This is a genomic window from Corynebacterium nasorum (assembly GCF_032821635.1).
In the GTDB taxonomy this organism is placed as follows: Bacteria; Actinomycetota; Actinomycetes; order Mycobacteriales; family Mycobacteriaceae; genus Corynebacterium; species Corynebacterium kefirresidentii.
This window is the reverse complement of the sequence record NZ_JAVBIE010000007.1, coordinates 106,051-130,423: the sequence shown is the minus strand read 5'-3', so window position 1 is coordinate 130,423 and position 24,373 is coordinate 106,051. Positions and strand designations below refer to the sequence as shown.

The window sequence follows — 24,373 nt, the reverse complement described above, 5'->3', positions numbered from 1 at the left end:
CCAGGCACATCACGCGCGACCAGGCTAACTGCCTCGCCTGCCACCACGCGCTCAACAGCAGCATCCTTAACATCCTTCGGAGTCCAACGCGTCACAACTACCTCCCGGTCGAAGTGGCGCATTCACCCCTTGACAGCACGAGACTCTTTCAAGCTTTCTGCTTCCGGTGCTTTAGTTTGTTCAACTGCTTATTCTGGGCGAGTCAACAATAAGGTTCAAGGCAGCCTAACTTGACCCCTCCCGATCCAAACACGGAAAGCTCCCGGGCTTCACGAAGTAGACTTCAGGATGATCCGACCGATCAGCACAATAGATTGTCCCCAAACCAGTCTTCGCGCATCCAAAAGTCATCAGGTTGAGAGACCCATTTTTGGATACTACAACCGGGATATCATCACCTCACCCCTATTCGAGTAAGGCAGCTCCAGATTCCGCTAAACGGAGATACTCGGATACTTCCTCGTCAGACATCGCTTTTGCAGTTCTCTTCCCGGTCAGCAACAAAACTGCTACTGTAATGAACATGTTCACTGAACACGTTCATCAGAATTCACGGACCCTCTCAAAAAATGCAACACACCTAAAAGTTCTCACCGCCGCAAGCGAGCTTTTCGAAAATACGGGATATGCGGATACCAGCATCAGAGCAATTGCAAGGAAAGCAGAAGTAAGCGTTGGCACAGTGATGTCTGTCGGTGAAAAACGCGCATTACTGGTTCACTGCATAAGCTACCGAATCGCCCAAATCCATGACGAGCTCAGAAATCAGCCACCAGGAGATCTGATTTCTGTAATCGACCCATTTTTGGATATGTTTGCAGGACACAGCGATCTTTCCCGCTCCTTTGCATCTGCCCTTATCGAGTTAGGTGATCAAGGTCAAGAGCTCAAACGCTTGGAACACCTACTGACAGAAGAAATCCTTCGGCGGCTTGCAACGTCCATTTTGACCGAAGAAAATTCTCGTAACTTCGCGGGAGTTTTGTACCACGCCTACCTCGGGTTACTTATCGGTTGGGCAGCCGGGCGCTATTCGTCTCAAGAACTCAAAGAACAAGCACGCACCATCGTCAATCGATTAGAAAACGCATATGGAGTCCAATTATGAACCTCGAAACAACCCCCTCCTGGCCCTCCATCATCCTGGCCATCATTCTTTTCGGTGATGTCATACTGTCGATTCGCCCCGCACACTTCATTGAAAAATGCCTCACCGGCGTGAAATTCCCACGCCAATGGTGGTGGGCGCTCATCTATATCAAATGCGTCGCTATTTCCGGTCTAATAATCGGACTGTGGTTGCCCGGGATCGGAATTGCGGCACTAGCAGGCATCGTCGCATATTTCTTTGCCGCAGCCTTTGCTCACTTAAAAGCTCGATTCATCGGCACCGAATTCTGGATTAACTGTTTAGGAATGCTCATTTTCTCTATAGTGGCGCTTATTGTGACACTCGCAGTATGAATGTGCCGACGGACTACGCACCATTGTGTACCCCTGCACACCGTAGGGATTTTCGCCTCCGACGCATAGCCATGCACCCGACAGTAAATGTCGTCGCAGGAACCCGCCTGGGGCTTAGTAAGGTCACTTGGCTGTAGCTTCGTAGAACAACTGTTGAGTGTTGTAACGGCCAGGGAATCGCTGCTCAATCCATCGGGATACCTCCCTGGCACTGTAGACGCGTAGCCTGCGGCCGGTGGTGTCATCGAAACCAATCATCGGGGTGGGTGCGCCTGGCACTCGCCGCAGCTGGGTGGCAAGACGGTGCGGTGCCATTCCGATGACCTCCGCCATATCCCGCACGGTCTGTAAATCGTTGTGGTTCGCACATTCGTACTGGTGGAGGCGATTTTTGTGGAGCCAAGCGGACACTTCGGCCCGGTCAAAGGTTCTATCATGCCCTGACGAACCCAAAGGCTTCGGAAAGTCGGAATACACGCGCATCCACTGATGCATGCCGTCTCGACTCAGCCCCACCTCGGCGGCAATCTCCGAGAGAGTCATCGGCTGCGACTGCGGCTCCCACACCGGCACGTCATCCGCGGCACTGTCGTCGTAAATGCTCATGCGTCATCCTGGCGTTACTGCGCCCCTGCCCTGCCGGTGCTACGGGTAAACGGCCGGGAGGGGCTTGGGCGGGCTACTGGGCGTTGTCGTTGGCCGCGCGGAAAAGCAGTGTTGCCATCACTTTGCGCAGCTTGTCGATAGAAACCATATCGCCGGTAAACAACTCCCCCAACTGCTCGTTGGCCGTCATGAGGGTGAACAGGGCTGATGAAAGCTCGTCGGACAGTGCCGGGGCCTGTTCCAGCTGCTCGCGGGTGTTTTCGCGCGCCATCTCCTGGAGACTTTCTTCCTGCTGGAGCATTTCGTACAGGTTGAGCACGAATGAACGCATCACAGGCGTGTTGGTGGGAATTCCAGCGGCCTCCAGAATCTGGTTGGCTTCGTCGACGGCTTCGTCGAACGCAGCGAGGGTTTCCGAACCGGGTTTAGCCGCCCCGCCACCACCAAAGGTGGGCACCTCCAGCCCGGCCAGCTCGCCGTCGCCGTCGGTCAGCCCGAGGTTCATTGGGTCGGTGGCTGCCTCGACGCGCGCGCCGATAACGTCCACTCCGGCAATGTCGACGATTTCGTCGTCGTTTTCGTCGACGTGCAGGTTGCGGTAGAGGTATTTGGCGACCACTGCACGTTTAACCATGGAGGGGTCCTCGAAGTTGACGATTTGGGAGAGAAACTCCCAACTTTTGACGTAGGTGCGCAGTTTGGCGCGGAAGTCGAGGAGGCGTTGGATCGTCTCATTATCCTGCGGCTTGGCGCGGCGGGCGGCGTTTATCTGGTCGTTCCAGCGCTCGATGGGGTGTTTGAGGCGGTCACGGAAGTTTTCATGACCTGTGGTGTCTTTGGTTTTGAAATAGATTTCGGCGACCGCATCCATGTCAGCCTCGGTGTAGATGCCAGCTGCGTCGAGGTCGTCGGCGACCTCAAACAGGATGGATGGGTCAACGTTGTCCGGCAGGGAATCTGACTTGTAGTAGAGCTGGAAGTCCTCAAGCACTTTGGCGGGGTCTTTGACGAAGTCGAGAACGATAGGGTCAGTTTTGCCGTCGCAGATACGGTTAAGCCTCCACAGGGTCTGAACGGTGGCAACGCCGGAAAGCTTCTTGTCGACATACATGGCGCACAGGCGGCGCTCGTCGAAGCCGGTCTGGAACTTGTCTGCGACAATCAGCACACGGTACGGACCGTGTGCGTCTTTAAACGACGTTTCCACATCCCGCACCTCGGGTGGTTTGATGTTGGCCTCGTTGTGCTCCTGACCGTTTTCGTCGGTGAGCTTGCCGGAAAATGCCGTCAATATGTGCACGTCGGTGTAGGCGGCTATACGGTCGAGGAACCTGTCTGCCCTACCCCCACTTCTAGGCCGTTAAATATGCGATACTGATAGAACTTTAAAAAAGGAGTAGCGATGGGCCGACGAGTTCTAACCGTCACAGAAATGACTTTCCATCAAAAGCGGGTTCACAACGGAGAAACCCGCTCACCCTCAGATCTCGACGGAAAAGATCTTCTCAATATATTCCACGACTGGGTGAACGATATCCTCGAAGAAGACCAGACCTTCGGTAAATATCAAACGTTTGTGGTGGTCAAATCTGCCAAACGGGTTGCCGCGCGGGTGTTATTGGTAGATCTTCGTGTCGGTTCCTACGGTGAGCCCGGAGAGGTGCGGGACGTGAATACCAAGGAAATCGTTCATATAATTACCGATGATGAAGCGCCCGTGGGATCAAACCGCGCACTGCTATTTGTACCCCAGATTGGCGAACGCGCTTACTTTCTAGCAGAAGAATCCTCACGCGGTTCGGGGGGAAGCCGCATCTTGGCCATGTTCAAGCACCACTTCTCGGAGTCCATAGACGCCATAACTATGACAACAGCTAGGGAAACTGAGGCCGAAACGTGGACCAAATTAGCTAATTTGGCGGAGATTGAGGTTCGAATAACTGGTAGAAGCGTCGACATTGCTGACGGCCCGGACATTAAGGTGGGGCGACTTTCCCATCTAGCGCGACCCGTACGGGGCTCAAAATACTTCCCACGTCATTTGCTTAAGAAGCTGTCAGATAAAAAAGTACTCAGTCAGGTCGTTTCCGTACCAGATCTCGATCCCGATCATGAGGTGTACGTCACGATGGAATATGGCGACCGCTCAAAAAAGTTTTTATTGGGGAACGAGACAGGACCCGCTATCCGTGAGGTGTTGTCCGAAGCAGGGGACACGCCCCTAACCGATGAAGAGCTAATCGCCCGCTGCACAGAGAGAATAGGCGGTCTCCTCCAACGTCATCAGGAATCGTGGGACCCTGCCTGGAGCAAACCCCAGGAAGGATGATGCCTGATGGGTAAGTCATCGCTGCGGCGCGTCCCTGCTGACCACTTTCGCACCCTCTATAACGATCAAACGGGTAAAGCGGATTGGCTGGCCTGGTCCGCTCAACTAGGCGTCCCCTGCCTCGTAGGTATCGGAACGGGACTAATGGGCGGAAAGCTCAGCGACGTGGGCGATGCGGTTGCTGGTGTATCTATAGTGTCCGGGCTACTTTTTTCGATGTCGATTTTTCTTTTTCAACTGCGAATGTCGCTGAGTCAGGATAAACGCTTAACAGAGAACGATTATCACCTGGTTGACGAGTGCATGTCCAACACTCTGTGGGCTATTGTATGGGGCCTCGCGCTTACCGTTTATCTTGTCATCGTGGGATCCTGGAATGGCATGAGTCAAGGATCATGGGCATCCCCCCTCACCGGCATCGCAGCGGCGGCAGGCATCCACTTTCTCATTGTCATAATGATGTGCATTAAACGTCTGCGCCGTTCCTATGAACGCATCGCAATGAAAAGAGCGTAGTTACTACTCGTTTAATATATTCCCTCAAGTTAGAGGAGCTGCACCTGGGGCGCACCCAACCCCAGCACGTGTCAAGACCCAAGGTAACAATGCACCATAACCTAGAGCGCTTAAGCGCTCGTCGGGCATGGTCAGCATAGAAAAGCCGCCGAAACCTCGGCGGCTTTTCTCGTGTCAGACAATCGCTAGCCGTGACTGCGAACACCAGGACGTGACAGTGACACAGGGCAAGGAAGTCGCTTGTGCGACTTCCTTGCCCGAACTAAACCCGTGAACTAGCACTACGTATAGCGACTAATAGGCGTAAATAGACATCGGAATCGTATATGCATCTTTTGCAGTACCGCCGCGCATAAGCTGGCTAAGCTTTGCTATATGCGTGCCGTCCTCATCCGGAGCTGGACTTTCAAACGAAAATGAATGCACGAGAAGCTCTTCGGAACCGTCGAGCGGCTGAGTCACAATACGCAAATTCTCTCCGTCGCTCGTTGCAGATACAGGGCGACGGTCTACACCAATAAGAGGTTCAGTTTCTCTAATTTCCTGATGCACAAGATCGACTTCCAGGAGCGTTCTTCGACCCGAAAAGTACAACACACTTCCTTCTTCGTAACGAGAAGACCTATTTACACCTGGTTCCGGTAGATCCTTGAGTTTTCCTTCATGTTTCAAGGTTTGTTTCTTGCTTAAACCATCGACTGAAAAACATCCGCACTACTAAATTCGTCAGGAAATGAAATATAGGAGTTTTCTTTCCCACACCCAAGAACAGAGAAAAATTCTGAAGCGACTATTCCAGTAGGCCCGTCGAGACGAGACTCAGACAGTAATCCGTCAACTCCCATACGCACAAGCGTTAATCCGCTGCCATCATCTTCATCGCGTTCTATCCAGACAGCTGTTTTATCAGTACAAGCCCTCAACGCGACCGGTCTCATATCACGAGTTACCACATTTGTAGTGTCCTCAGTAGCAAGCACAATACGGCTAGCGTACGGACTGTCACTCTTACTTTCATTAAAAACAAACACTGCCGTTTCGTCGTTTACTGAACCAGGCAATCGTGTGCGCCAAGGAAACAACGGGCTTGATTCACCATTCAGACCACGGTTCACAATATGTGAGCATCGTCTACAACAAGCGCTTTGCCGAGAACGGTATCGCAGCGTCCACTGGGAAGGTGGGCGACTCCTATGACAATGCTTTGGCTGAGGACGTCAACGGCTCCTACAAGAACGGACTGATCCATAGGCGCTCGTGGGCCGATGTGGTCGATGTGAAAATCGCGACGTTCGAGTGGGTCAACTGGTGGAACCAATCACGCCTCCACCAGAGCCTGGGCTACCGCACACCGGCTGAAGTAGAAGCCGAATTTTGGGAACACCACCCCAGTCGAAAAATAATGGAAATCAAGGCACAAGCCTAGGAACAAAATCCAGGGCACTTCATTTTCAAACGCACGTGGGGGCCGATTTCCGAACTGCGAGAATATCAGGCAGTAAAAATCATTCGAGGAAGCACGGCCCCCCTGAGCAATACCTGAACTAAAAAATTGTGTATTTCAGGACGCTTACCCACCCTGCTCTCGGTCATGCGAGCTCCTATATCGCAACAATCTCCGCAAGCATCAACGCCATCCTAAAAATCGTGGCTGTTACTTACATTCACTAGCCCTCGCAGGCGAATTCGACGACGAGTGATCATCCGCTTCAAGTTCAAAAGTCACCACATCGGCGAGGTCATCGTCTCGAAGACTAGGGTAATGCTTGTCTAAAGCTTCGTGAAGCTCTACAAGCGAGCTGAATCCGTCATTACGCGCATGCGCCTCAGTCAAATCCATTCGCCGAATTGGCACTACTGACTTAACCTGGGCAGATAAGCTAACTACCTCCCCGTTTTCTTTTTCAAAGACCAATAGCGCTGGCCCAGTCTGAAACGGATCATCGATCCTAATAGTCTGTTGCTTCACCCCACTGCGTATCGCCTTTTCGTAGCCCTCCCACATAAAAATCTTCTGCCTTGCATCAATTTCACGCGGGTCAAAAGCAAAGGGAAGCAACTCCGCAACAGTAACCACCTCGAGCCCGTTGCTTCCACGAACTACGCATTGAATCGAAGGATCAACGTCGTATAAAACCTGTCGACATTTCCCACACGGAGAAATCACTTGACCATTCGGCCCGAAAACAGCCACAACAGCCTCAACCGGATCATCCGGACACACTGCGGCATGGTTAGCCAAAGCGGAAATCTCGCCACACGGCCCACCGAGAAAATGATAGGCATTCAATCCAAAAATCGACTGCCCCGAACGAGTCAATAATCCGGCAGCCACTGTATGGTCTTCGCTATCAGTGCAACGCTGCGCGTAGGCGGTAGTTTCTTTTAACAGCGAACGAACAGATTCAGTGAGCATAAAACCATGTTAACAACAGATAACACGGAAAAATCCCTTAAACCTCCAAAGTATTCGACGTTAGAGCTGAGGATATACTGAAGCGTCTTGGGTTTGGTTCCGGTCATTTCTAGAGAAAAATAGGAAACCATGCCAGGGAACTAACCGGCGTTACTACCAGTCATCGACCGACTAACCTTATTCACGGTGGTTTTCGGGCGTTGATCAAACTTGATTTCTAACTACTCACAAATTCGCTACGCGCGATTTACACATTGACCGTAGGATAAGAGTATGCCGCTGACACTCGTTTCCTTATCAACCGACCCAACACCCGACTTGCTTCGAACACGCATCGGACAAGCACTTCGCCAAACGCGGATAGCACAATCCAAGACTCTCCAAGACGTAGCCGATGAAGCAAACCTGTCACGATCCCACCTATCAGATATTGAACGTGGCAGGAAAGAAGCATCGTCAGAAGTCATTCGCAGCATTCACCAATCCTTAAACCTCAGCATCGACGATCTACTCGACCGCGCCTCACACTCGTCGAATCAGGGCCTGTGCCTAGCCGCCTAAACACATCCAAGCACCGATTTACAGTCCGCCTGAGGCCGTAATCATTTGGCCAGTAACCCAGCGCGACTCTGGCCCCGCAAGGAAAGCGGCTACCTTTGCAATATCTTCCGGGCGGCCCAACCTACCCATAGGGGTCATCTGTGCGAGCTGTTGCCTTAGCTCCGGATCCGGATTGACCTCTCGCTGGCCGTCGGTATCTGTTACTCCTGGCCGAACTGCGTTGACCGTAATATTTTTAGCTGCAAGTTCTTTAGCAGCTACTTGCGTCAGTGCTTCCAAAGCAGACTTCCCCGCGCAATACTCAGCGATCCCAGGTTGCGGCAACAAAGTATTCAACGACGAAATATTAATAATGGAACTTCCCTGAGGCATCGAAGGAGCAAGATGCTTAATAAGCAAGAAAGGGGCCGTCGCATTAATAGTGATGGCCTTATTCCATTCGTCTAACTCAGTATCAACTATGGGCCCGATCTCAGTTCCGGCACTGGCGTTGTTGACAACGACATTAAAAGGACCTTCTTGCGCTAGCTCTTTAACCGTTTCTTCGACAGAATCACTGGCACTTAGATCTGCACGTACAGCACGAACCTGATAGCCCCGGGACGACAAATCAGTGACCGCCTCATCCGCAGCGGTGCGGTTACTATTCCACGTCAGTACAACGTCGTACCCACCCCGTGCAAGGGTTTCTACTACCGCACGTCCAATACCACGCGACCCACCAGTAACTAATGCGGCTTTCTTCGTTGATTGTTCCATGCCGTCAATAATCCCCATCCCCACATAAAAAAGCCACGGATTCCGCTCCTAGCGAAATCCCTCCGAACTCGCGAACCCATAACCCATCGTCACATCAAACATTGCCCTCAAACGGGATGTGCACCCTCAATCCCCGCACGTTCAATCCTCGGCCCTGAAGAACCGGAAAACGAAAGAAACCGGAGGTAACATACCCTTTCGAGTTTGTTACTTCCGGTGGTGCAGTTTGTTCAACTGCTCATGGTGCCCGGGGCGGGACTTGAACCCGCACGTCCTTATCGAACACTGGCACCTGAAGCCAGCGCGTCTGCCAATTCCGCCACCCGGGCAGGGTGTGGATGTCTTAGCGACTTGATAAAGATACCACGAATGCTGCTCAGAACTACAAATCGGCAGGAAAAATAAACTATTTCGGGGAAGGAGCAGCGAATTTCTGGGAACTTTCGCGTCGCCATCTACGTTTCGAGGGGGTGAACAAACTATACTGATCGCTACTGATCGCTGCATGGTGGAAAGGAGAATGGCTCGTGGCGTTTTTAGAAAAGCTGGCGAAGCTGGACTCCGCCATGCAACGCGGCCTTGATAACGGCATGGCCCTTGTCTTCGGCGGCAAGGTCGTTCCCGCGGAAATTGATGAGCTTTTAAAGCAAGAAGCTCAGGACAATCTCGCGCGCGGCGACGATGACAACCTTTATAGTCCGAACGTAATGACTGTGGGTGTCTCCTCCAAGGATTTGGAGAACTTGTCGCAGGATCGCAATGTGCCGGCCGATTGTGCAGACCAGTTGACGCGCTTTATTCGCAATAGCGGATGGTCCCTCGCGGGCCCCGTGATTGTGCGAGTGGCCGAAGAATCTGGTTTGCGCACGGGTCAGCTTCGCGTGTCCTCGTTTATTGATCACGAGCCCACGGAAGAGACCGGATTTGAGGCTATTTTCCACGACTTTGATGGTCAGGAGGACCAGATGACCGAGCAGCACGAGAATACGGCTGATGACGCGGTAACTACCGCTTTCATTGCTCCAGATAGTCAACCCGCTCCGCAGCCACAGGGCCCCGCAGTCAACCTGATGCTGCAGGATGGCTCCTCGCGCGTCTATCACGTGCAAGAAGGCTCCAATATTATCGGCCGCAGCAACGACGCCGACCTGCGGCTTCCGGATACGGGCGTATCCCGTCAGCACGCGGAAATCACCTGGAACGGCCAGGATGCGGTTCTGGTGGATTTGCAGTCCACCAACGGCACCACCGTGAATGAAACGCCGATTGATAATTGGCTGCTTGCCGATGGCGACGTGATCACCATGGGCCATTCCCACATCGAGGTCCGCATCACGGGCCTTGATTCGCACAGCTACTAAGTTCAGTTAAGGAAGGGAGGTCGCCATGGATGCAGTCATCATGCTGGCGCTTCGCATCGGCTTGTTGGCTCTGCTCTGGATTTTTATCCTGGTGGCCTTGAACGCCATGCGCCGCGATACCAATAAGTCCGCCGGTGCTATCCGCCAACAGTCGAAGAAGGTGGGGGCACCGCGGCGTCGGGAAGCGATTAAGCAGCTGTCCATCGTTGAGGGGCCGTTGCAAGGCTCCCACATGGAATTGGGCACACTAGAGGATTGCACGCTGGGCCGAGCCTCTGATTGCGATTTTGTCACGGGCGATGATTATTCTTCTGGCCACCATGCCCGGCTATTCCGCCGCGGTAGCGAATGGGTAGTAGAAGATTTGGAATCTCGCAATGGCACTTTTGTCAATGGCGTGCGCATCGACCAACCCGAGGTAGTCGGCGCGGACTCCGAAATTAAGCTGGGCCGCACTACCGTGAGGTTGAACGCATGACACTGAAGCTGAACTTCTTTGCTAAGTCCGATCGCGGCCTCATTCGCGATAATAACGAAGACTCAGGCTACGCCGGTCCTCACCTTTTGATCTTGGCCGATGGCATGGGCGGCCACGCGGCGGGCGAGGTTGCCTCCGAGCTGATGGTCAACCACCTAGAAATTTTGGACCAAGATCCGGGCCAAGAAGACACTAAAGCACTGCTGGAAGCAGCCGCCGAGCAGGCCAATGAGGCCATCAGTGATCACGTCAAGGCCCATCCAGAAACCGAAGGCATGGGCACCACGCTATCCACCATGCTCTTCAACGGCACGGATTTCGGCGTCTGCCATGTGGGTGATTCCCGCGGATACCTGCTGCGCGACGGCAAACTCGAGCAGATCACCAAGGATGATACCTACGTGCAATCCCTGGTGGATAAGGGCGAACTGGACCCAGGCGACGTCTCGTCGCACCCGCAAAAGTCCCTCATTCTAAAGGCCTATACGGGCCGCCCGGTCGAAGCAACGCTATTTACTCTCGACGCCAAGCCCGGCGACCGTATCCTGTTGTGCTCCGATGGGCTTTCGGATCCGGTAACCGCCTCCACTATTGAGACCGCACTGGGGCAAGGCAGCATTGAGCAGGCCGGCTCCACCCTAGTGGACCTAGCCATCCGTTCCGGAGGCCCGGATAATGTCACCGTGGTTATCGGTGAAGTAACCGAGGAAAGCCCCCAGGAGCACAAACCATTCCGCGTCGGCGCCCTCGCGGGCCCTACGGAAGACCCAACCCATCCGGATTCTTCCGCCTCGCGGGCGGCACAACTCTCCCGCAAGCCTCAAGTAATTCCACCGGCCGTCATGTCCGATGGTGAGGAGGAGCGCCCCGAGCCAGCTGATGAAGAAGCGGAGGAGGAAACTTCCGGCCGAAAGACCGGCTGGAAGGTCCTTCTTGCCCTGCTCATCGTCCTCGCACTGGTCATCGGTGCCGGACTGTGGGCAAAGAACTTCTTGTCCAATAATTATTACGTAGCTACCAACGAGGCACAGGAAATCACCATCCAACAGGGTGCTGATTACTCCGTCTTTGGCAAGGAACTACACTCCACGAACCAATACGTGTGCATCAATGACAGCAATTCGCTCCTCTTTTCCGGCGAGCCATGCAAGGGCGACTTTGCACCGCTAAAGGTTACGGACCTACCGGAATCTGAACGCAGCGCCGTCGACCATCTCTCCACTGGTGATCTGGGTGAGGTACAGCAGCAAGTCAATGATTTGGGCGATAAGGCGCTCAAGCCATGTATCACTGCGCCGAGCCAAAAAGATAAGAAGGATGCCAAGAAAAACAAGCCTGGCGTCACCTGCCGGGAGGTGTAGGTTGTGAAAAAGTTTTTTAGCCGAGGAACCGAACTCGGCCTGCTCATCCTAGCCGCCATTGTCTTCGCTATTACCTTGGTGAGCTTGGAGCTTTCCCAGGACAACGCTCTGACCATGGACCTGGTTTATCTCATTGGCGGGTTCATTGGCATCTTTACCGTCGCCCATCTGGTGATGTGCTTCTTAGCACCTTATGCCGATCAGATCATGCTGCCCATCGTGGCGATCCTTAATGGCATCGGGCTCATCATGTTGGCCCGCCTAGATCTGGTCAATGAAAGCGGGCTCGCGGTGCGTCAGGTTATGTGGACCATCGTCGGACTCGTACTCTTCGTGCTGGTCTTGGCCATTTTGAAGGATCACCGCTCGCTGACGCGCTACTCCTATATCTTGGGTGCCGCAGGCCTTGTCCTGCTGGCCCTGCCATTGGTTTGGCCGCAGCCTCCAGGCGTGGAGGCACGCATCTGGCTAAACTTGGGTCCCTTTTCCATCCAGCCCGGCGAGTTCTCCAAGATCTTGCTGATCTTGTTCTTTGCCATGCTGCTGACGCAGAAGCGCTCCCTATTTACCGTGGCGGGATACCGAGTACTGGGTATCTCCCTGCCGCGCTTGCGCGACCTCGCACCCATCCTGATCATTTGGGCCATCGCGATCGTCATCATGGGTATCTCCAATGACTTCGGCCCAGCGCTGCTGCTGTTTAGCACCGTCCTTGGCATGCTGTTTATGGCCACGGGCCGGGTGAGCTGGCTGCTTATCGGCGTTGTCCTCGTCGGTGTAGGTGGTTTCGGTATTTATCAGATCTCCGCGAAAATCCAGCAACGCTTTTCTAACTTCCTAGACCCGCTGGGCAATTATGATGGCACGGGCTTCCAGCTTTCCCAGTCGCTATTCGGCATGTCTTCCGGTGGCATCTCTGGCAGCGGCTTGGGCGAGGGGCATCCAGAACTCGTTCCGGTGGCCCACTCGGATTACATCCTTGCTGCAATCGGTGAGGAGTTCGGCCTCATTGGCCTTGCCGGCGTACTGGTGCTTTTCGGTATGCTGGCCATCCGCGGCTTTGGCACTGCGCTGCGCACCCGCGATACCTATGGCAAGCTGGTGGCTTCCGGTCTTTCTCTTACCTTGGCAGTCCAGGTCTTTGTGGTCACCGGCGGCATTTCCGCCCTGCTGCCGATGACCGGTTTGACCACGCCGTTCATGTCTGCCGGTGGTTCCTCTCTCATGGCTAACTATGTGTTATTGGCGATCTTGCTGCGGATCTCTAACGCGGCTCGTCGCCCCATGCAGGAGACCTCGAGCAATGCGCCGAGCGATACCTCCATGTTCCCGTCGGTCCAGGAGGCTCACCGATGAATAGATCCATCCGTCTAGTGTCCTTATTCGCCATCATTTTGACGGCCATCTTGCTGGTCAACTTGACGGTGATTCAGGCTTTTTCTGAAGATAAATACGCCCATAATCCGCGGAATATGCGCGGCTTCATGGAAATGCAGACCACCCCGCGCGGACAGATCTTCGCGGGCAATACCGTATTGGCACAGTCGACGCAGAATCCAGACGAGACCTACTCGCGCTCCTACCCCATTGATTCACCGGCCTTTGGCAACTTGACCGGCTACTTGTCGAGCCAATTTGGTGCCTCGGAACTAGAGTCCTCCCAAAATGACATCCTCAATGGCACCGATGATTCATTGATGAAGCAAAACTGGCTCGATGCTCTGGCCGATAAGCCGAAGCAGGGCGCAAATGTAGAGGTCACCATTGATCCTGCACTCCAGCAGGCTGCCTATGATCAGCTTGTGGGCCCGGGTTACGAGGGGTCTGCGGTTGCCATTCAGCCTTCCACCGGCAAGATTCTGGCTATGGCCTCCAACCCTGGCTATAACCCGAATGATCTGATGGGCGATTCCGCTGAAGATGTTTGGGCCAACCTGCAAGAGCAGGAGGGGCAGCCGCTGGTCAACCACGCCGGTGCAGAAACGCTGCCTCCCGGTTCCATTTTCAAGATCATTACCACCGCGGCCGGTCTGAACAACGGTTTTAATCCTTCATCCACCTTGACCGGTTCCAATGTCATTACCTTGCCAGACACGGTGACGGAGCTGACTAACTATGCCAACCAAAAGTGCAACGGCCAGGATGCGGTAACCCTGCAGACCGCCTTTGCGCTGTCGTGCAATACCGCTTTTGTGGAGATGTCGGAGCAGCTCGGCGCAGATGAGTTGCGCAAATATGCCAAGGCCTTTGGCGTGGGAGAAAACTATGACCTGGGCGTCTCCACCTCCGCCGGTACCTTGGGCGATTTGCCGGATGGGGCGGCCACGGCGCAGTCCGCCATTGGTCAGCGCGATGTCACCATGACCGCGCTGCAAGCAGCTGTTATGGCGGGCACCGTGGCCAATAAGGGCACCCGCATGCAGCCCTACCTGGTCAATCGCATTACCGACGCCCAGATGAAGGACATCCGCACCACCAAACCAAAGAAGGCGGACCAGGCGGTTAACGAGGAAACTGCGGCTACGCTTACTGATTTGATGTATGCCTCGGAGCGTTCCTCCGCTGGATATGATGGCAATGGCTTTGCTTCCAAGACCGGTACCGCTGAGCATGGCGAGGGCCTAGCCCCGCACGTGTGGTACGTCGCCTTCGATCCGGAGCGGGATATCGCAGTGGGCGTCGTGGTAAAAAATGGTGGTAACTTAGGTGAGTCCGCGACAGGCGGCAAGGTTTCCGGCCCAATTGGCCGCGCTATCCTGCGCGCATACCAGGGGGAGCAGTAATGAATAGCGCCGAGAATAAGGAACATCTCCAGGCACTGATTGGCAGCGACTACGAGCTGCAGTGGGTAATCGGCCACGGCGGAATGTCCACCGTGTGGTTGGCCGATGACACCCGCAATGATCGGGAGGTCGCGCTCAAGGTTCTACGCCCGGAGTTTTCCGATAACCAAGAGTTCCTCTCGCGTTTCCGCAACGAAGCAAAATCGGCCGAATCTATTCAGTCCGAGAACGTGGTAGCCACCTATGATTACCGCGAGTTGGAAGACAACGGCCGCAAATTCTGTTTCATGGCCTTGGAATACGTCCGTGGCGAATCCCTTGCAGACCTGCTGGCGCGCGAAAATACGCTGCAGGAGGAGCTGGCTCTCGACGTCCTCGAGCAGGCTGCGCATGGCCTGTCCATCATCCACCGCATGGAGCTCGTGCACCGCGATATTAAGCCCGGCAACTTGCTCATTACGCAAAATGGCCAGGTCAAGATCACGGACTTTGGCATTGCCAAGGCAGCCGCAGCCGTGCCGCTGACTCGCACCGGCATGGTGGTAGGCACCGCACAGTATGTGTCTCCCGAGCAAGCACAGGGAAAGGATGTGACGCCGGCTTCCGACGTCTATTCACTCGGCGTCGTTGGCTATGAAATGCTCGCCGGCAAGCGTCCCTTTACCGGAGATTCCTCCGTGTCCATCGCCCTGGCGCATATCAATCAGGAGCCGGATCCGCTATCGACAAATATCAGCGCCCCGGCGCGCGAGCTCATTCGCATTGCGTTGCGCAAGGATCCGGCCACCCGCTACGCCGATGGCAACGAGTTCACTCTAGCCATCTCCGCAGTCCGCTTGGGCAAGCGCCCGCCACAGCCCAAGTCCGCACCGCTAGCGCAGCGCGCACCAGAACCATCGCCGTCCGCCTCGACGGAGATGTTGGGCAACGTTGCCCAACCCACCACGATCCATCCGGCAGCGGGAACCGCTCCAGTTAAGGAATCGAAGGGTGGCTCCTCCTTTCTGAAGGGCCTGGGCATCACCTTGCTCCTCGCGGCCTTGGCCGGCGGTGGTTACCTCGCCTACCAGCAGCTAAGCGATAGCGAGGGAACGAGCGCACCCTCCAGCACGCCGGAAACCTCGGTGGTTACGGAGTACCGCGATCCCACCACCACCCACCAAGACACCCCGGACGAAGATACGGAAGAGGCCCCAGCACCGGTGACGGTGACAGAGACCGAGCCGCAGGAGACGGAGCAAGAAGAGACTCCGCGTACTACTCACCGTGAGACACCCACGCGCCACTCGCCCACCCACCAACAGCAGCCCCCGGCCCTACCGACGCAACAGAATCCGCAGGATACGCACGTTGAAAACACACCTGAGCTGGATACTCCAGTAAACTCGCAGGCTAATGAGCTCCCCGGAGACTTGGCTGATTTACTGACACAGGAGGGTGACTAAGCGATGGTCAATGACCGCTATCGGAGAGGCGAGATCATCGGCGCCGGCGGCATGTCTGAGGTCTATGCTGCCGAAGACACCGTCCTAGGCCGCCAGGTTGCGGTAAAGATGCTCCGCCCGGAAATGGCGCGCGACGTCAACTTCCGGGAGCGTTTTTACCGCGAGGCCCAGAACTCGGGCAAGTTGAATCATCCCAATATCGTGGCGGTTTATGACACCGGGGAAACCGAGCTGGATGGCATGACCATCCCGTATATCGTCATGGAGCGGGTCAATGGCCGCACTTTGCGCGATATTATTCGCGAGGATGGAGCACTATCCGCCCAGGAAGCGGCCGATATCCTCAAACCGGTAGCGGATGCACTGCAAGCCTCGCACGAAGCCGGCATTATCCACCGTGATATCAAGCCGGCGAATATTATGCTCACCAACACCGGCCAGGTGAAGGTGATGGACTTCGGCATCGCTCGCGCCTTGGATGATTCCACCTCGGCGATGACGCAAACCTCCGCCGTTATCGGCACCGCCCAATATCTTTCTCCCGAGCAAGCCCGCGGTAAGAATGCGGATGCCCGTTCGGATGTCTATGCACTGGGCTGCGTGCTCTACGAGGCCCTTACCGGTCAGACCCCATTTGAGGGCGAAACCCCGTTTGCGGTTGCTTATCAGCACGTACAGGAAGAGCCGACACCACCGTCGGAGCTCATCGCGGATCCTTCACTAACCCCCACCCAGCGCGTCAACATTGATGCGGTGGTGCTTACCGCAATGGCGAAGCACCCTGCGGATCGTTATCAATCCGCCTGGGAGATGGCCGGCGATTTGGAACGCCTGCGCAATGGACAGGTCACCGCGGCAGCGCGCATGCATGTTAATGAGGACGAGGTCGAGCAGCCTACCGAGATGGTGGGAGCCGCCGCGGCCCCTGCGGCAGCGCACCGCGCACCGATTCAATCCACCCGCCCCTCCGAAGAGGATGACAAGCAGGGCGGCGGCTGGATGAAGTGGTTGGCTGCCTTCTTGGCCGCCCTCTTGGTAGCTATCGTGGGCTACTTCGCATGGGACTTCTTCTCCAATGACAAGGAGGATCCCGAAAAGCCACGCCAGACCCAATCTGCCCCGCACGACAAGATCATCGTGCCAGAGGTGGAAAACCGCCCGCGCAATGAGGTGGTTAAGGAACTCGAAGACATGGGCCTGCAGGTTACCGTCAATGAGGAAGCTAACCCGGATATCCCTCGCAATAATGCCATTCGCATCAATCCCGCCCCGGGTTCCGAGCTGCAAAAGAATGCCTCAGTAACGTTGACTGTGTCCTCCGGTAAGGAAATTACAGATGTCCCGGACATTACCGGCATGACCTTGGATGAAGCCTCCCAAGCCCTCGAAGAGGCGGGCTTGGCACTCAACTCCGACGTTTCGGAGGAAAACGATGAAGCACCAGCCGGCCAAATCATCAAGCAGGATCCGGCCGGCGGCACGCAGCTGTCTAAGGGATCGAAGGTACGGGTGACGGTATCTAAGGGCGTCGAAAAGAAGCGCGTACCCAATGTTTCCGGAATGAATGTAGAAGATGCCCAGAGCCGTCTCGAGTCCAATGACTTTGATGTAGACGTGCGCGAAGTCGATTCTTTGGAGCCGAAGGGCACGGTGCTGAGCGTATCCAATGAAGGCGCGGAGCTGGAAAAGGGCAAGCCGGTCACCGTTGAGGTCTCCAATGGCATGCTCTTTAAGGCTCCTGACCTGGTAAGACAGAGTCAGAAGCAGGCCGAAGATGAACTCCGCGCGGCTGGCTGGACTGGCCAGCTGGTGCCGGGGGAGCCCGTGCCTACCGGCGCGCTGGTGGATAACAATAAGATTGGCTGGGCCTCTGTGAATCCAGGCGATACCATGCGTAAGGATCAAAACATTGAGGTTCGCCTGTGGAATTTCGACCCCGCTGCACTTCTGCCGCAGCCATAGCTGCTGGTATCCTAAGGTCTCAGTACGAACTTAGATAAGAACTTAAATCTAGAAAAGGTATCTTATGCCGAAGTCAAAGATTTCTCAGAGCTCCTCCGTCCCTACCTCGAGCTCTGCTACCAACCGCACCCCCGTCAAGATCAATTCGGAGGGCACCCCGAAGTGGTACGTAGCCATCATGCTGGGCCTGATGGTCATCGGCTTGCTGTGGCTCGTGGTCAATTACCTCGCTGGCCAGGACATCCCATTCATGGCGGACCTCAGCGCTTGGAATTATGGCATCGGTTTTGGCTTGGCCATCATCGGCCTGCTGATGACCATGGGGTGGCGCTAAGCTAGACCTCCCAGCCTGTTCCCTCGCTCCCTGCTTCCTGTAGGTGGCGAGGGTTTTTCATATCTAGGAGCCACATGTCTCGCCACATTTTTGCTGCTGGCCTCATCATTTCTGTGGCCTACGCGGCCGTGCACATCGCGTTTGCCGACCCCACCCTACTCACCGGCGCCGCTCCCCTCCGCCTTTCCGTGCGCAACTACCTAGGCAATGTCCTGGGCTCGGGCATGGTGTGGGGAATCTTTAGCTACCTCATAGGCAAGAATTATTCGGGCCGGTGGCTCAAGGCACTCCTGGCCGGTACGGGAATTATCGTCTTGATGCTGGCCGTGCACTACGCCTTGCTCGTGGTCTTCGGTGTGTACAACTGGCGCGAGGCATTTGAGTACAACGCCCAGTGGTTTATCCTGGCTCTCCTCTCTGGACCGGTATTGGGGCTGGCCGGCGCGGCCTCGGCCCAGTTCCGGTGGTTCGACTATCTCGCCGTCCTGGGCTTCCTCATCGAGCCTGTCATAGCAGGGCTCGTCCCAGGCAGGTCCTACTTGCCCCGCACCACGACCATCCCTGGGTACTTCGCCGCTGCGACTCTCTGGCTCATCGGCGCGGGCCTCTTTTTCTGGCAGCGCCGCCTTTCCACCCGCTGAGGGCTTCTTCGGCGGCCCACCATCCCGGCATACCGTGCACACCAGCACCGGGAGCGGCGGAGCTGGAGGCCATATATACTCCCGGAGCGAGGCGATGCGGATGGGGCGAAAGGCGTGGCCGCAGGAGAGTTTGCAGCCCAGTCATGGATCCGCCGGCAATATCGCCGCCCACCAGGTTGGGATTCCACCGCTCCAGCTCGGCTGGGCTAGTGGCGTGGGTAGCCAGGATGGTATCCCGAAAACCGGGGGCAAAGCGTTCGATCTGCGCAGTAATCAGCTCGGTTACCTCACCCGGATAGCGCTCCGCATAGCCGCGCGGGACGTGCGCATAAGTCCACAGCGTAAGCCCACGGGAAGGGTCGGCCACGTATTGTTGGCAGGCCAATACTAGGGGTCGCTCGGGCATGCGCCGCTTGCCGACGTCCCCCTCTGCCCTACAAATCTCCTCTACCGTGCCTCCCACGTGCACGGTGCCGGCCTGGCCCACGCGCGGGTCGGTCCACGGCACGGGCTCGCTGAGATGGAAATCCACTTTGAAGACGGCGCTGCCATATCGCCAGCGCGCCAGGCTCCGGCGAACACGGCTGGGAAGCTCTAGCCCACGCAGCCCCAGGATCTGCTGCGGGGTCAGGTTCAGAATAATCGCCTCGGCTGCGGGCAATTCCCGCAGGTCGCGAACCTCGCATCCGGTGTGGAGGCGCGCATGATGGGAACGGAGGAGGTTTAAGAGGGCGTCGATAAGAGCGCCGGTGCCGCCCTCCACCACGGGCCAGCCGCGGGTCATGCCCAACCCGCCAAAGAGCAAGCCGAATGCGGAGGTAAATGGCCTCGTAGGCGAGGTAATCGCGTGGACCGCGCTGCCCGCGAAGAGTGCGCGGGCCTGTGGCGTAGCAAAGGCCGCTCGGCCGAGCTGACTTGCGGGCAACGTTCCGGCCGCACCGAATTGCGCCAAGCGCACGGGGCGATCGGGCCAACGCACCAGCGGCGTTAGTGCATTCGCCACATGCTCATCAATATGCCGGACAATGTGTCCGTGCAACCGCGTCCATGCGTGAGCATCGACTCCCAACTCCGCGGCCGTATCCGCCAAAGAACTCTGCAGGATTCCGGCCGGGGCTCCCTCTAACGGATGGGCCATGGGATAGGGGGCGTTAAGCCACCGCAAACCATGGGATTCCAGATCAAGGGCGTGGAACGCCGGACTCGCCACGCCAAAAGGGTGCCCGGCCGCTCCGAGATCCACAATCGTCCCCGGAAAAATCTCCGCCGAGGAGGCTGCCGCACCACCGGCCCAGTCGGCCCGTTCGTAGATATCCACACTCCAGCCAGCCATGGCCAAACGCGCCGCGGCCGTGAGTCCATTAGGTCCTGCGCCGACGATCACAGCGCGAGGTTGATTATCCACAATGCTCCTTATGCAGGTCAGTACCCAAATTTATCAGTCTTGCTCACACAGTGGGTAGAAAGTTATCCACAGGCTGTGGAGAAAGCCTGTGAAATGTGAATTTCACACAATTATTAACACCCTGTGGATAACTGTTTTCACGGACTTCCACAGGCGGATTTTCTTACTTTCGCACAGTCTAGACCAGCGTGATCAGGGAAAACTCCGGAAAAGCGTTCGGTAAATTACAAAAATGTAGTTATCCACATTGTGGATAAACATTGTGGAATTCTTTCGCACATGCTTTCCGGTGATCAAATTCCACAGTTATCCCCAAAACCCAGCTTGTTGGGCCAAGAGCGCGAGGATTACCGCGGCCACCACAACAACACCGCCCCAGCGAAGAGAGGGGCTTTTTCGATAGAGAAAAAGGCTCAACACGAGGCCTGTGCACAACCCACCCAAGTGTCCCCACAGGGATACGCCATTGGCCAGGAAGGTATAGGCCACGTTCGCCACAACCAGGGCGATGGGCGCGCGGAGATCGAGCCCGCGCTGGCGATAAGCACCTACCAGCATGACCATGAGTGCGAAGAGCGCACCGGAGGCGCCGACGGTGGGGGTATTGAAGTCGAATTTCAAGATCATGGCGGACGCGCCTAGGCACGAGATGAAATAGGAGGCAAGATACAACCCGGTGCCAAGCGTCCGCTCCACTTCCCTGCCTATGAGCAAGAGCATGATCATATTCACCGCCAAATGGCCCGCGTCTAGGTGCATGAACTCCGAAGACAGCGCAGTCTGGGGGCGGAAGGGATAATCCGGTCCCCACAGGCCCCAATCCGCTGCGAGCGGGGAATCATAGAAGGTGGCTCCTAGCGTGCGCGCCTGCACCGCGGTAATCAGCCAAGCGATGATGCAGACGGCGGCGATGAGCGCGGTCGCTGGGGTAGCGCGGACATAGTTTCTCACCATGGTCATGAAGTTGTCAGTCCTTTAGGCGGGGGTCTGGCTGTGGATAGCTCGGGAAAACTGCAACGAGCCCGCCGCCGCACGAATAATGCGGTGACGGGCCCGAGGAAAAAGGCGATTACGCGATATCGATGGACTCGATAACAACGTCCTCGTGCGGACGGTCCATGCGGTCAGTATCCACCTTGGCGATCTTGGACACAACCTCCTGGGAAGCAGCGTCAGTTACCTCGCCAAAGATGGTGTGGTGGTTGTTCAGGTGCGGGGTCGGCGCCACGGTGATAAAGAACTGGGAACCGTTGGTGCCTGGGCCAGCATTAGCCATGGCCAACAGGAATGGGCGGTCGAACTGCAGCTCCGGGTGGAATTCATCCTGGAACTGGTATCCCGGGCCACCGCGGCCGGTGCCGGTCGGGTCGCCGCCCTGAATCATGAAGTTATCGATGATGCGGTGGAAGATTGCACCGTCATAGAACGGTCCGGACTGCTCGCCCTTTGCGTTCTGGGAGGAGTAGTCCTTCTCGCCCTTGGCCAGGCCGATGAAGTTTTCAACGGTTACCGGTGCATGGTTACCGAAGAGATCGATAACAATGTCACCGTAGTTGGTATGCATCGTTGCAGTTGCGGTCTTCTGAGTCATGCCAGCCATTGTAAAGAATTTAACGCGTGCCTGCCGCGCATGACATAACGCTGTCAGCGATCGCGATAGCCTGAAGGTATGATTCGCGCGCTTCTTTTTGATCTGGATGACACCTTGCTCGATCACTCCGGCGCGGCCCGAGACGCGGTGGATCAGTGGTGCCGCGAGCTCGGACTGCCCGAGGGCCAGCATCCGCGATTCGCGGCTATTGAACGAAAGTGGTTTCAAGCCTATGAGCGCGGCGAGGTCTCCCACCACGGCCAGCGCGCGGCGCGCTGCCGCGAATTCCTCGGCCGGGACATGAGCGATGCCGAGGCGCTGGCCGCCTACGACGGCTATCTTTCCGCCTACCGGGAGCAATGGCGCGCTTTTTCCGACGCCCTGCCCACCCTCACCTGGGCCCTCGAATCCGGCTTTCAGGTCGGCATACTCACCAACGGCGAGCGCGAAATGCAGCAGGCGAAGCTGGAGGCCACGGGCCTTGCGCTTGCCGACGTCCTCCTCATCCCCACCGTCGACCTCGGCTGCCCCAAACCGCAGCGCGCGGCCTACCTCGCTGCTTGCCGCCAGCTCGGAGTGGATGCTGCAGACACGCTCATGGTGGGCGATTCCCTCACCAACGATGTGCAGGGGGCGCGCAAGGCAGGGCTGCATGCGCTCCACCTCGACCGTGCGGGTGATGGAGATCTGCGCTCGCTTAGTGCGCTGAGAGAGGTTCTCCCCCAAAGAGCCAGCTGACCACGATGGCGCCCGGATCGATAACGCCCTTGCTGCGATCTCCCAGGTAGGAGGCGCGGCCCTTCTTTGCAGCAAGGTCCTCGGTGTCGAGGGCGCCGGCATGGGCGGCGTCGAAAAGCTCCTGCAAGGTCTCCGCGTCCGGATCCTTCGCACCTAGCTCGCGGGCTTTTTCTGCGGCCGGAATGAGGGCATCTAGCATGGTGCGATCACCGCGCTGGGCGCCGCCGAGCTCGTGGATTAATTCAGCCGCTGCATTGAGCCCGTCCGCCAGCGACTCCGCCCGAGCCAATTCATTAAAGAGCGTGCCGAATACAGCGCCGGAGGTACCACCGGCGAGGACGAGCAGGCGCTTGGCCAGCCCGGTGAAGATCTCGGTATCCCTGCCGCGCAGTGGAGTCTCAATGCCGCCGAAGGCCGCCTCCATGTTCTGGCCAAAGTCGCCGTCGCCGGCTTTGCGGTCCAGCTCAGTAAGCGCCTCGAAGGAGGCTTGGAGACGCTCCACAAAGGCGGTGAGCCACTGGTTCTCCTCGCCCTCGGTAGGAAGTTCATCCTGGAAGGTGATGGTGGCGGGTTCTACCGCCTTCGCGCGGCCCAGGGTGTGCGGCCAGGCGGGGGCGGCAGTGGGGGCGTCGACAAGCTCGAGCAGCTCCGCATCTGCCTTGAGCAGAGTAAAGGAAGCACCGTGCATATTGACCGCGGTGACATAGGAGCCCACCAACGACCGAGCTACGGTGACGCCACGCTGGGCCAACTGCGCGGCGGCCTCACCAAAGAGCAAACTCAGCTCCAGCGGGGTGGTGCCGCCTAGGCCGTTGACCAGGCACACCACTTCATCGCCTTGACCCAGCTCAAGGGCTGGCACGATCTTATCCAGGACCTGATTTACGATAGCGCTCGCGCTATCTACCTGCTCAGTGTGGGTGCCCGGCTCACCGTGAATGCCCACACCCACCTCCATCTGGCCGGCTGCAAGATCAAAGGTCTCGCGGCCGGTAGTCGGCATAAAACCGGCACCCAACGCCACGGACATGCTCCGAGAATTATCCGCGGCGCGCTGCCCTAATTCAGCAACCTTATCCACGTCATCGCCGCGGTAGGCAGCAGCTCCTGCGACCTTTTCCACCAGGATGGTCGCACCCGTACCGCGGCGACCGGGGCCGTCCTCATTGCCATCGGTGGCAATATCATCGGCCACCAGCACCGTGCGGGTGTCTACCGCCTCGGCGGCGTTGCGAGCGACGGTAAAGTTCATGACGTCTCCGGTGTAATTCTTCACCACATGGACTACTCCCCTGCCCTGGTCAGCCCACTGGGTGGCCTCGCTGACCTGGACCGCGTTCGGGGAGGTAAAGAGCAACCCCGGGCAGGCCGCTGCGAGCATGCCCTGGCCGACAAACCCGGCATGCATCGGTTCGTGACCGGAACCGCCACCGGAAATCACCGCCACTGCCGGATCACCGTCCGCGGTGCGCAGCGGCGTGGAGCGGCCAATGAAGCCAACGTCGTGCCAGCGAGCATCGGGGTGGTTGGCGATGAGCCCAGCGAGGGCGTCGGAGAGAAAAGTGTCTTGACTATTACGGAATGCGGAGTGGTTCATACTCCCAGGCTAGTGATGTTTCTTAC

Annotated in this window: 25 protein-coding genes, 1 tRNA gene and 1 pseudogene; 16 read left to right on the top strand and 11 right to left on the bottom strand. The window is 56.7% G+C overall.

All coding sequences use genetic code 11. The features are described 5' to 3' along the window. The first annotated feature begins 523 nt into the window (after positions 1-523). Both RAE07_RS07575 and RAE07_RS07570 read left to right on the top strand, forming a co-directional pair. Positions 524-1,108, top strand: a complete 585-nt coding sequence (locus RAE07_RS07575) for a TetR/AcrR family transcriptional regulator (protein WP_317001662.1) — start codon at positions 524-526, stop codon at positions 1,106-1,108. After that, on the top strand, positions 1,105-1,464 hold the full coding sequence (locus RAE07_RS07570; protein WP_284868546.1) for a DoxX family protein: 360 nt from the start codon (positions 1,105-1,107) through the stop codon (positions 1,462-1,464). The genes RAE07_RS07575 and RAE07_RS07570 overlap by 4 nt, the downstream gene beginning before the upstream one ends. 123 nt (positions 1,465-1,587) lie before the next feature. On the opposite strand, the gene RAE07_RS07565 is transcribed toward RAE07_RS07570, so the two are convergent. Both RAE07_RS07565 and RAE07_RS07560 read right to left on the bottom strand, forming a co-directional pair. After that, positions 1,588-2,070, bottom strand: a complete 483-nt coding sequence (locus RAE07_RS07565) for a helix-turn-helix transcriptional regulator (protein ID WP_317001661.1) — start codon at positions 2,068-2,070, stop codon at positions 1,588-1,590. Positions 2,071-2,143: 73 nt separating this feature from the next. Continuing rightward, positions 2,144-3,361, bottom strand: coding sequence for a type I restriction enzyme subunit R domain-containing protein (locus tag RAE07_RS07560; RefSeq protein WP_317001660.1), 1,218 nt, complete (start codon positions 3,359-3,361; stop codon positions 2,144-2,146). A gap of 141 nt (positions 3,362-3,502) precedes the next feature. Between RAE07_RS07560 and RAE07_RS07555 the strand changes: the two genes are divergently transcribed. Both RAE07_RS07555 and RAE07_RS07550 read left to right on the top strand, forming a co-directional pair. Continuing rightward, positions 3,503-4,399, top strand: coding sequence for a hypothetical protein (locus RAE07_RS07555; RefSeq protein WP_317001659.1), 897 nt, complete (start codon positions 3,503-3,505; stop codon positions 4,397-4,399). 6 nt (positions 4,400-4,405) lie between these two features. Beyond that, positions 4,406-4,915, top strand: a complete 510-nt coding sequence (locus RAE07_RS07550) for a hypothetical protein (protein ID WP_284868550.1) — start codon at positions 4,406-4,408, stop codon at positions 4,913-4,915. A 294-nt stretch (positions 4,916-5,209) separates the two neighbouring features. Here the strand turns inward: RAE07_RS07550 and RAE07_RS07545 are convergent, their stop codons facing one another. Continuing rightward, positions 5,210-5,587, bottom strand: coding sequence for a hypothetical protein (locus tag RAE07_RS07545; protein ID WP_317001658.1), 378 nt, complete (start codon positions 5,585-5,587; stop codon positions 5,210-5,212). A 14-nt stretch (positions 5,588-5,601) separates the two neighbouring features. Next, positions 5,602-5,868: a hypothetical protein gene (locus tag RAE07_RS07540; protein WP_317001657.1), complete on the bottom strand. Its 267-nt coding sequence runs from the start codon at positions 5,866-5,868 to the stop codon at positions 5,602-5,604. Positions 5,869-5,999: 131 nt separating this feature from the next. On the opposite strand from RAE07_RS07540, the pseudogene RAE07_RS07535 reads away from it, so the two are divergent. Further along, a pseudogene (locus RAE07_RS07535) lies at positions 6,000-6,341 on the top strand (integrase core domain-containing protein); the annotation flags it as partial. A gap of 228 nt (positions 6,342-6,569) precedes the next feature. Here RAE07_RS07535 and RAE07_RS07530 read toward each other — a convergent pair. Then, positions 6,570-7,331: an ASCH domain-containing protein gene (locus RAE07_RS07530; protein WP_317001655.1), complete on the bottom strand. Its 762-nt coding sequence runs from the start codon at positions 7,329-7,331 to the stop codon at positions 6,570-6,572. 273 nt (positions 7,332-7,604) lie between these two features. Between RAE07_RS07530 and RAE07_RS11940 the strand changes: the two genes are divergently transcribed. Next, entirely contained in the window at positions 7,605-7,892 is a 288-nt protein-coding gene (locus tag RAE07_RS11940) for a helix-turn-helix domain-containing protein (protein ID WP_204610597.1), read from the top strand. A gap of 18 nt (positions 7,893-7,910) precedes the next feature. On the opposite strand, the gene RAE07_RS07525 is transcribed toward RAE07_RS11940, so the two are convergent. Both RAE07_RS07525 and RAE07_RS07520 read right to left on the bottom strand, forming a co-directional pair. Further along, positions 7,911-8,651, bottom strand: a complete 741-nt coding sequence (locus tag RAE07_RS07525; protein ID WP_317001654.1) for an SDR family NAD(P)-dependent oxidoreductase — start codon at positions 8,649-8,651, stop codon at positions 7,911-7,913. Positions 8,652-8,892: 241 nt separating this feature from the next. After that, positions 8,893-8,980 (bottom strand) — tRNA-Leu (locus RAE07_RS07520). Positions 8,981-9,178: 198 nt separating this feature from the next. Between RAE07_RS07520 and RAE07_RS07515 the strand changes: the two genes are divergently transcribed. From RAE07_RS07515 to RAE07_RS07475, 9 genes are all read left to right on the top strand, one after another. Next, entirely contained in the window at positions 9,179-10,012 is an 834-nt protein-coding gene (locus tag RAE07_RS07515) for an FHA domain-containing protein (protein ID WP_239207738.1), read from the top strand. A gap of 25 nt (positions 10,013-10,037) precedes the next feature. Beyond that, the gene (locus RAE07_RS07510) at positions 10,038-10,490 is read left to right on the top strand and encodes an FHA domain-containing protein FhaB/FipA (protein ID WP_005329668.1); all 453 of its coding nucleotides are present in this window, start codon (positions 10,038-10,040) and stop codon (positions 10,488-10,490) included. Next, positions 10,487-11,851 carry a PP2C family protein-serine/threonine phosphatase gene (locus tag RAE07_RS07505; RefSeq protein ID WP_317001653.1) on the top strand — a complete coding sequence of 455 codons (1,365 nt, stop codon included), beginning with the start codon at positions 10,487-10,489 and terminating at the stop codon, positions 11,849-11,851. The genes RAE07_RS07510 and RAE07_RS07505 overlap by 4 nt, the downstream gene beginning before the upstream one ends. A 3-nt stretch (positions 11,852-11,854) precedes the next feature. Then, the gene (locus RAE07_RS07500; RefSeq protein WP_317001652.1) at positions 11,855-13,207 is read left to right on the top strand and encodes an FtsW/RodA/SpoVE family cell cycle protein; all 1,353 of its coding nucleotides are present in this window, start codon (positions 11,855-11,857) and stop codon (positions 13,205-13,207) included. Next, entirely contained in the window at positions 13,204-14,634 is a 1,431-nt protein-coding gene (locus RAE07_RS07495) for a penicillin-binding transpeptidase domain-containing protein (RefSeq protein WP_049361022.1), read from the top strand. The genes RAE07_RS07500 and RAE07_RS07495 overlap by 4 nt, the downstream gene beginning before the upstream one ends. Continuing rightward, entirely contained in the window at positions 14,634-16,079 is a 1,446-nt protein-coding gene (locus RAE07_RS07490; protein ID WP_259825502.1) for a serine/threonine-protein kinase, read from the top strand. Before RAE07_RS07495 ends, RAE07_RS07490 begins: the two co-directional genes overlap by 1 nt. A gap of 3 nt (positions 16,080-16,082) precedes the next feature. Further along, complete coding sequence (gene pknB / locus RAE07_RS07485; protein WP_200288461.1) at positions 16,083-18,041, top strand: Stk1 family PASTA domain-containing Ser/Thr kinase; 1,959 nt, start codon at positions 16,083-16,085, stop codon at positions 18,039-18,041. 64 nt (positions 18,042-18,105) lie between these two features. Continuing rightward, a complete protein-coding gene (gene crgA / locus RAE07_RS07480; RefSeq protein ID WP_317001651.1) occupies positions 18,106-18,375 on the top strand; it encodes a cell division protein CrgA in 270 nt (89 codons plus the stop codon). A 74-nt stretch (positions 18,376-18,449) separates the two neighbouring features. Beyond that, positions 18,450-19,016: a hypothetical protein gene (locus RAE07_RS07475; protein ID WP_200288462.1), complete on the top strand. Its 567-nt coding sequence runs from the start codon at positions 18,450-18,452 to the stop codon at positions 19,014-19,016. Here the strand turns inward: RAE07_RS07475 and RAE07_RS07470 are convergent. The 3 genes from RAE07_RS07470 to RAE07_RS07460 form a co-directional block, all read right to left on the bottom strand. Continuing rightward, positions 18,967-20,421 (bottom strand): phytoene desaturase family protein, encoded by a 1,455-nt coding sequence (locus tag RAE07_RS07470; RefSeq protein WP_200288463.1) that lies wholly within the window; start codon positions 20,419-20,421, stop codon positions 18,967-18,969. The two genes, RAE07_RS07475 and RAE07_RS07470, sit on opposite strands and share 50 nt — an antisense overlap. Before the next feature lie 306 nt (positions 20,422-20,727). Beyond that, on the bottom strand, positions 20,728-21,381 hold the full coding sequence (locus RAE07_RS07465) for a rhomboid family intramembrane serine protease (protein ID WP_259825500.1): 654 nt from the start codon (positions 21,379-21,381) through the stop codon (positions 20,728-20,730). 109 nt (positions 21,382-21,490) lie between these two features. Then, complete coding sequence (locus tag RAE07_RS07460; protein WP_034656094.1) at positions 21,491-22,021, bottom strand: peptidylprolyl isomerase; 531 nt, start codon at positions 22,019-22,021, stop codon at positions 21,491-21,493. 69 nt (positions 22,022-22,090) lie between these two features. Here RAE07_RS07460 and RAE07_RS07455 point away from each other — a divergent pair, with 69 nt between their 5' ends. Next, positions 22,091-22,750 (top strand): HAD family hydrolase, encoded by a 660-nt coding sequence (locus RAE07_RS07455; RefSeq protein ID WP_200288465.1) that lies wholly within the window; start codon positions 22,091-22,093, stop codon positions 22,748-22,750. Here the strand turns inward: RAE07_RS07455 and RAE07_RS07450 are convergent. After that, the gene (locus RAE07_RS07450) at positions 22,710-24,347 is read right to left on the bottom strand and encodes a dihydroxyacetone kinase family protein (protein WP_200288466.1); all 1,638 of its coding nucleotides are present in this window, start codon (positions 24,345-24,347) and stop codon (positions 22,710-22,712) included. The genes RAE07_RS07455 and RAE07_RS07450 overlap by 41 nt on opposite strands. Between the last annotated feature and the right edge of the window lie 26 nt (positions 24,348-24,373).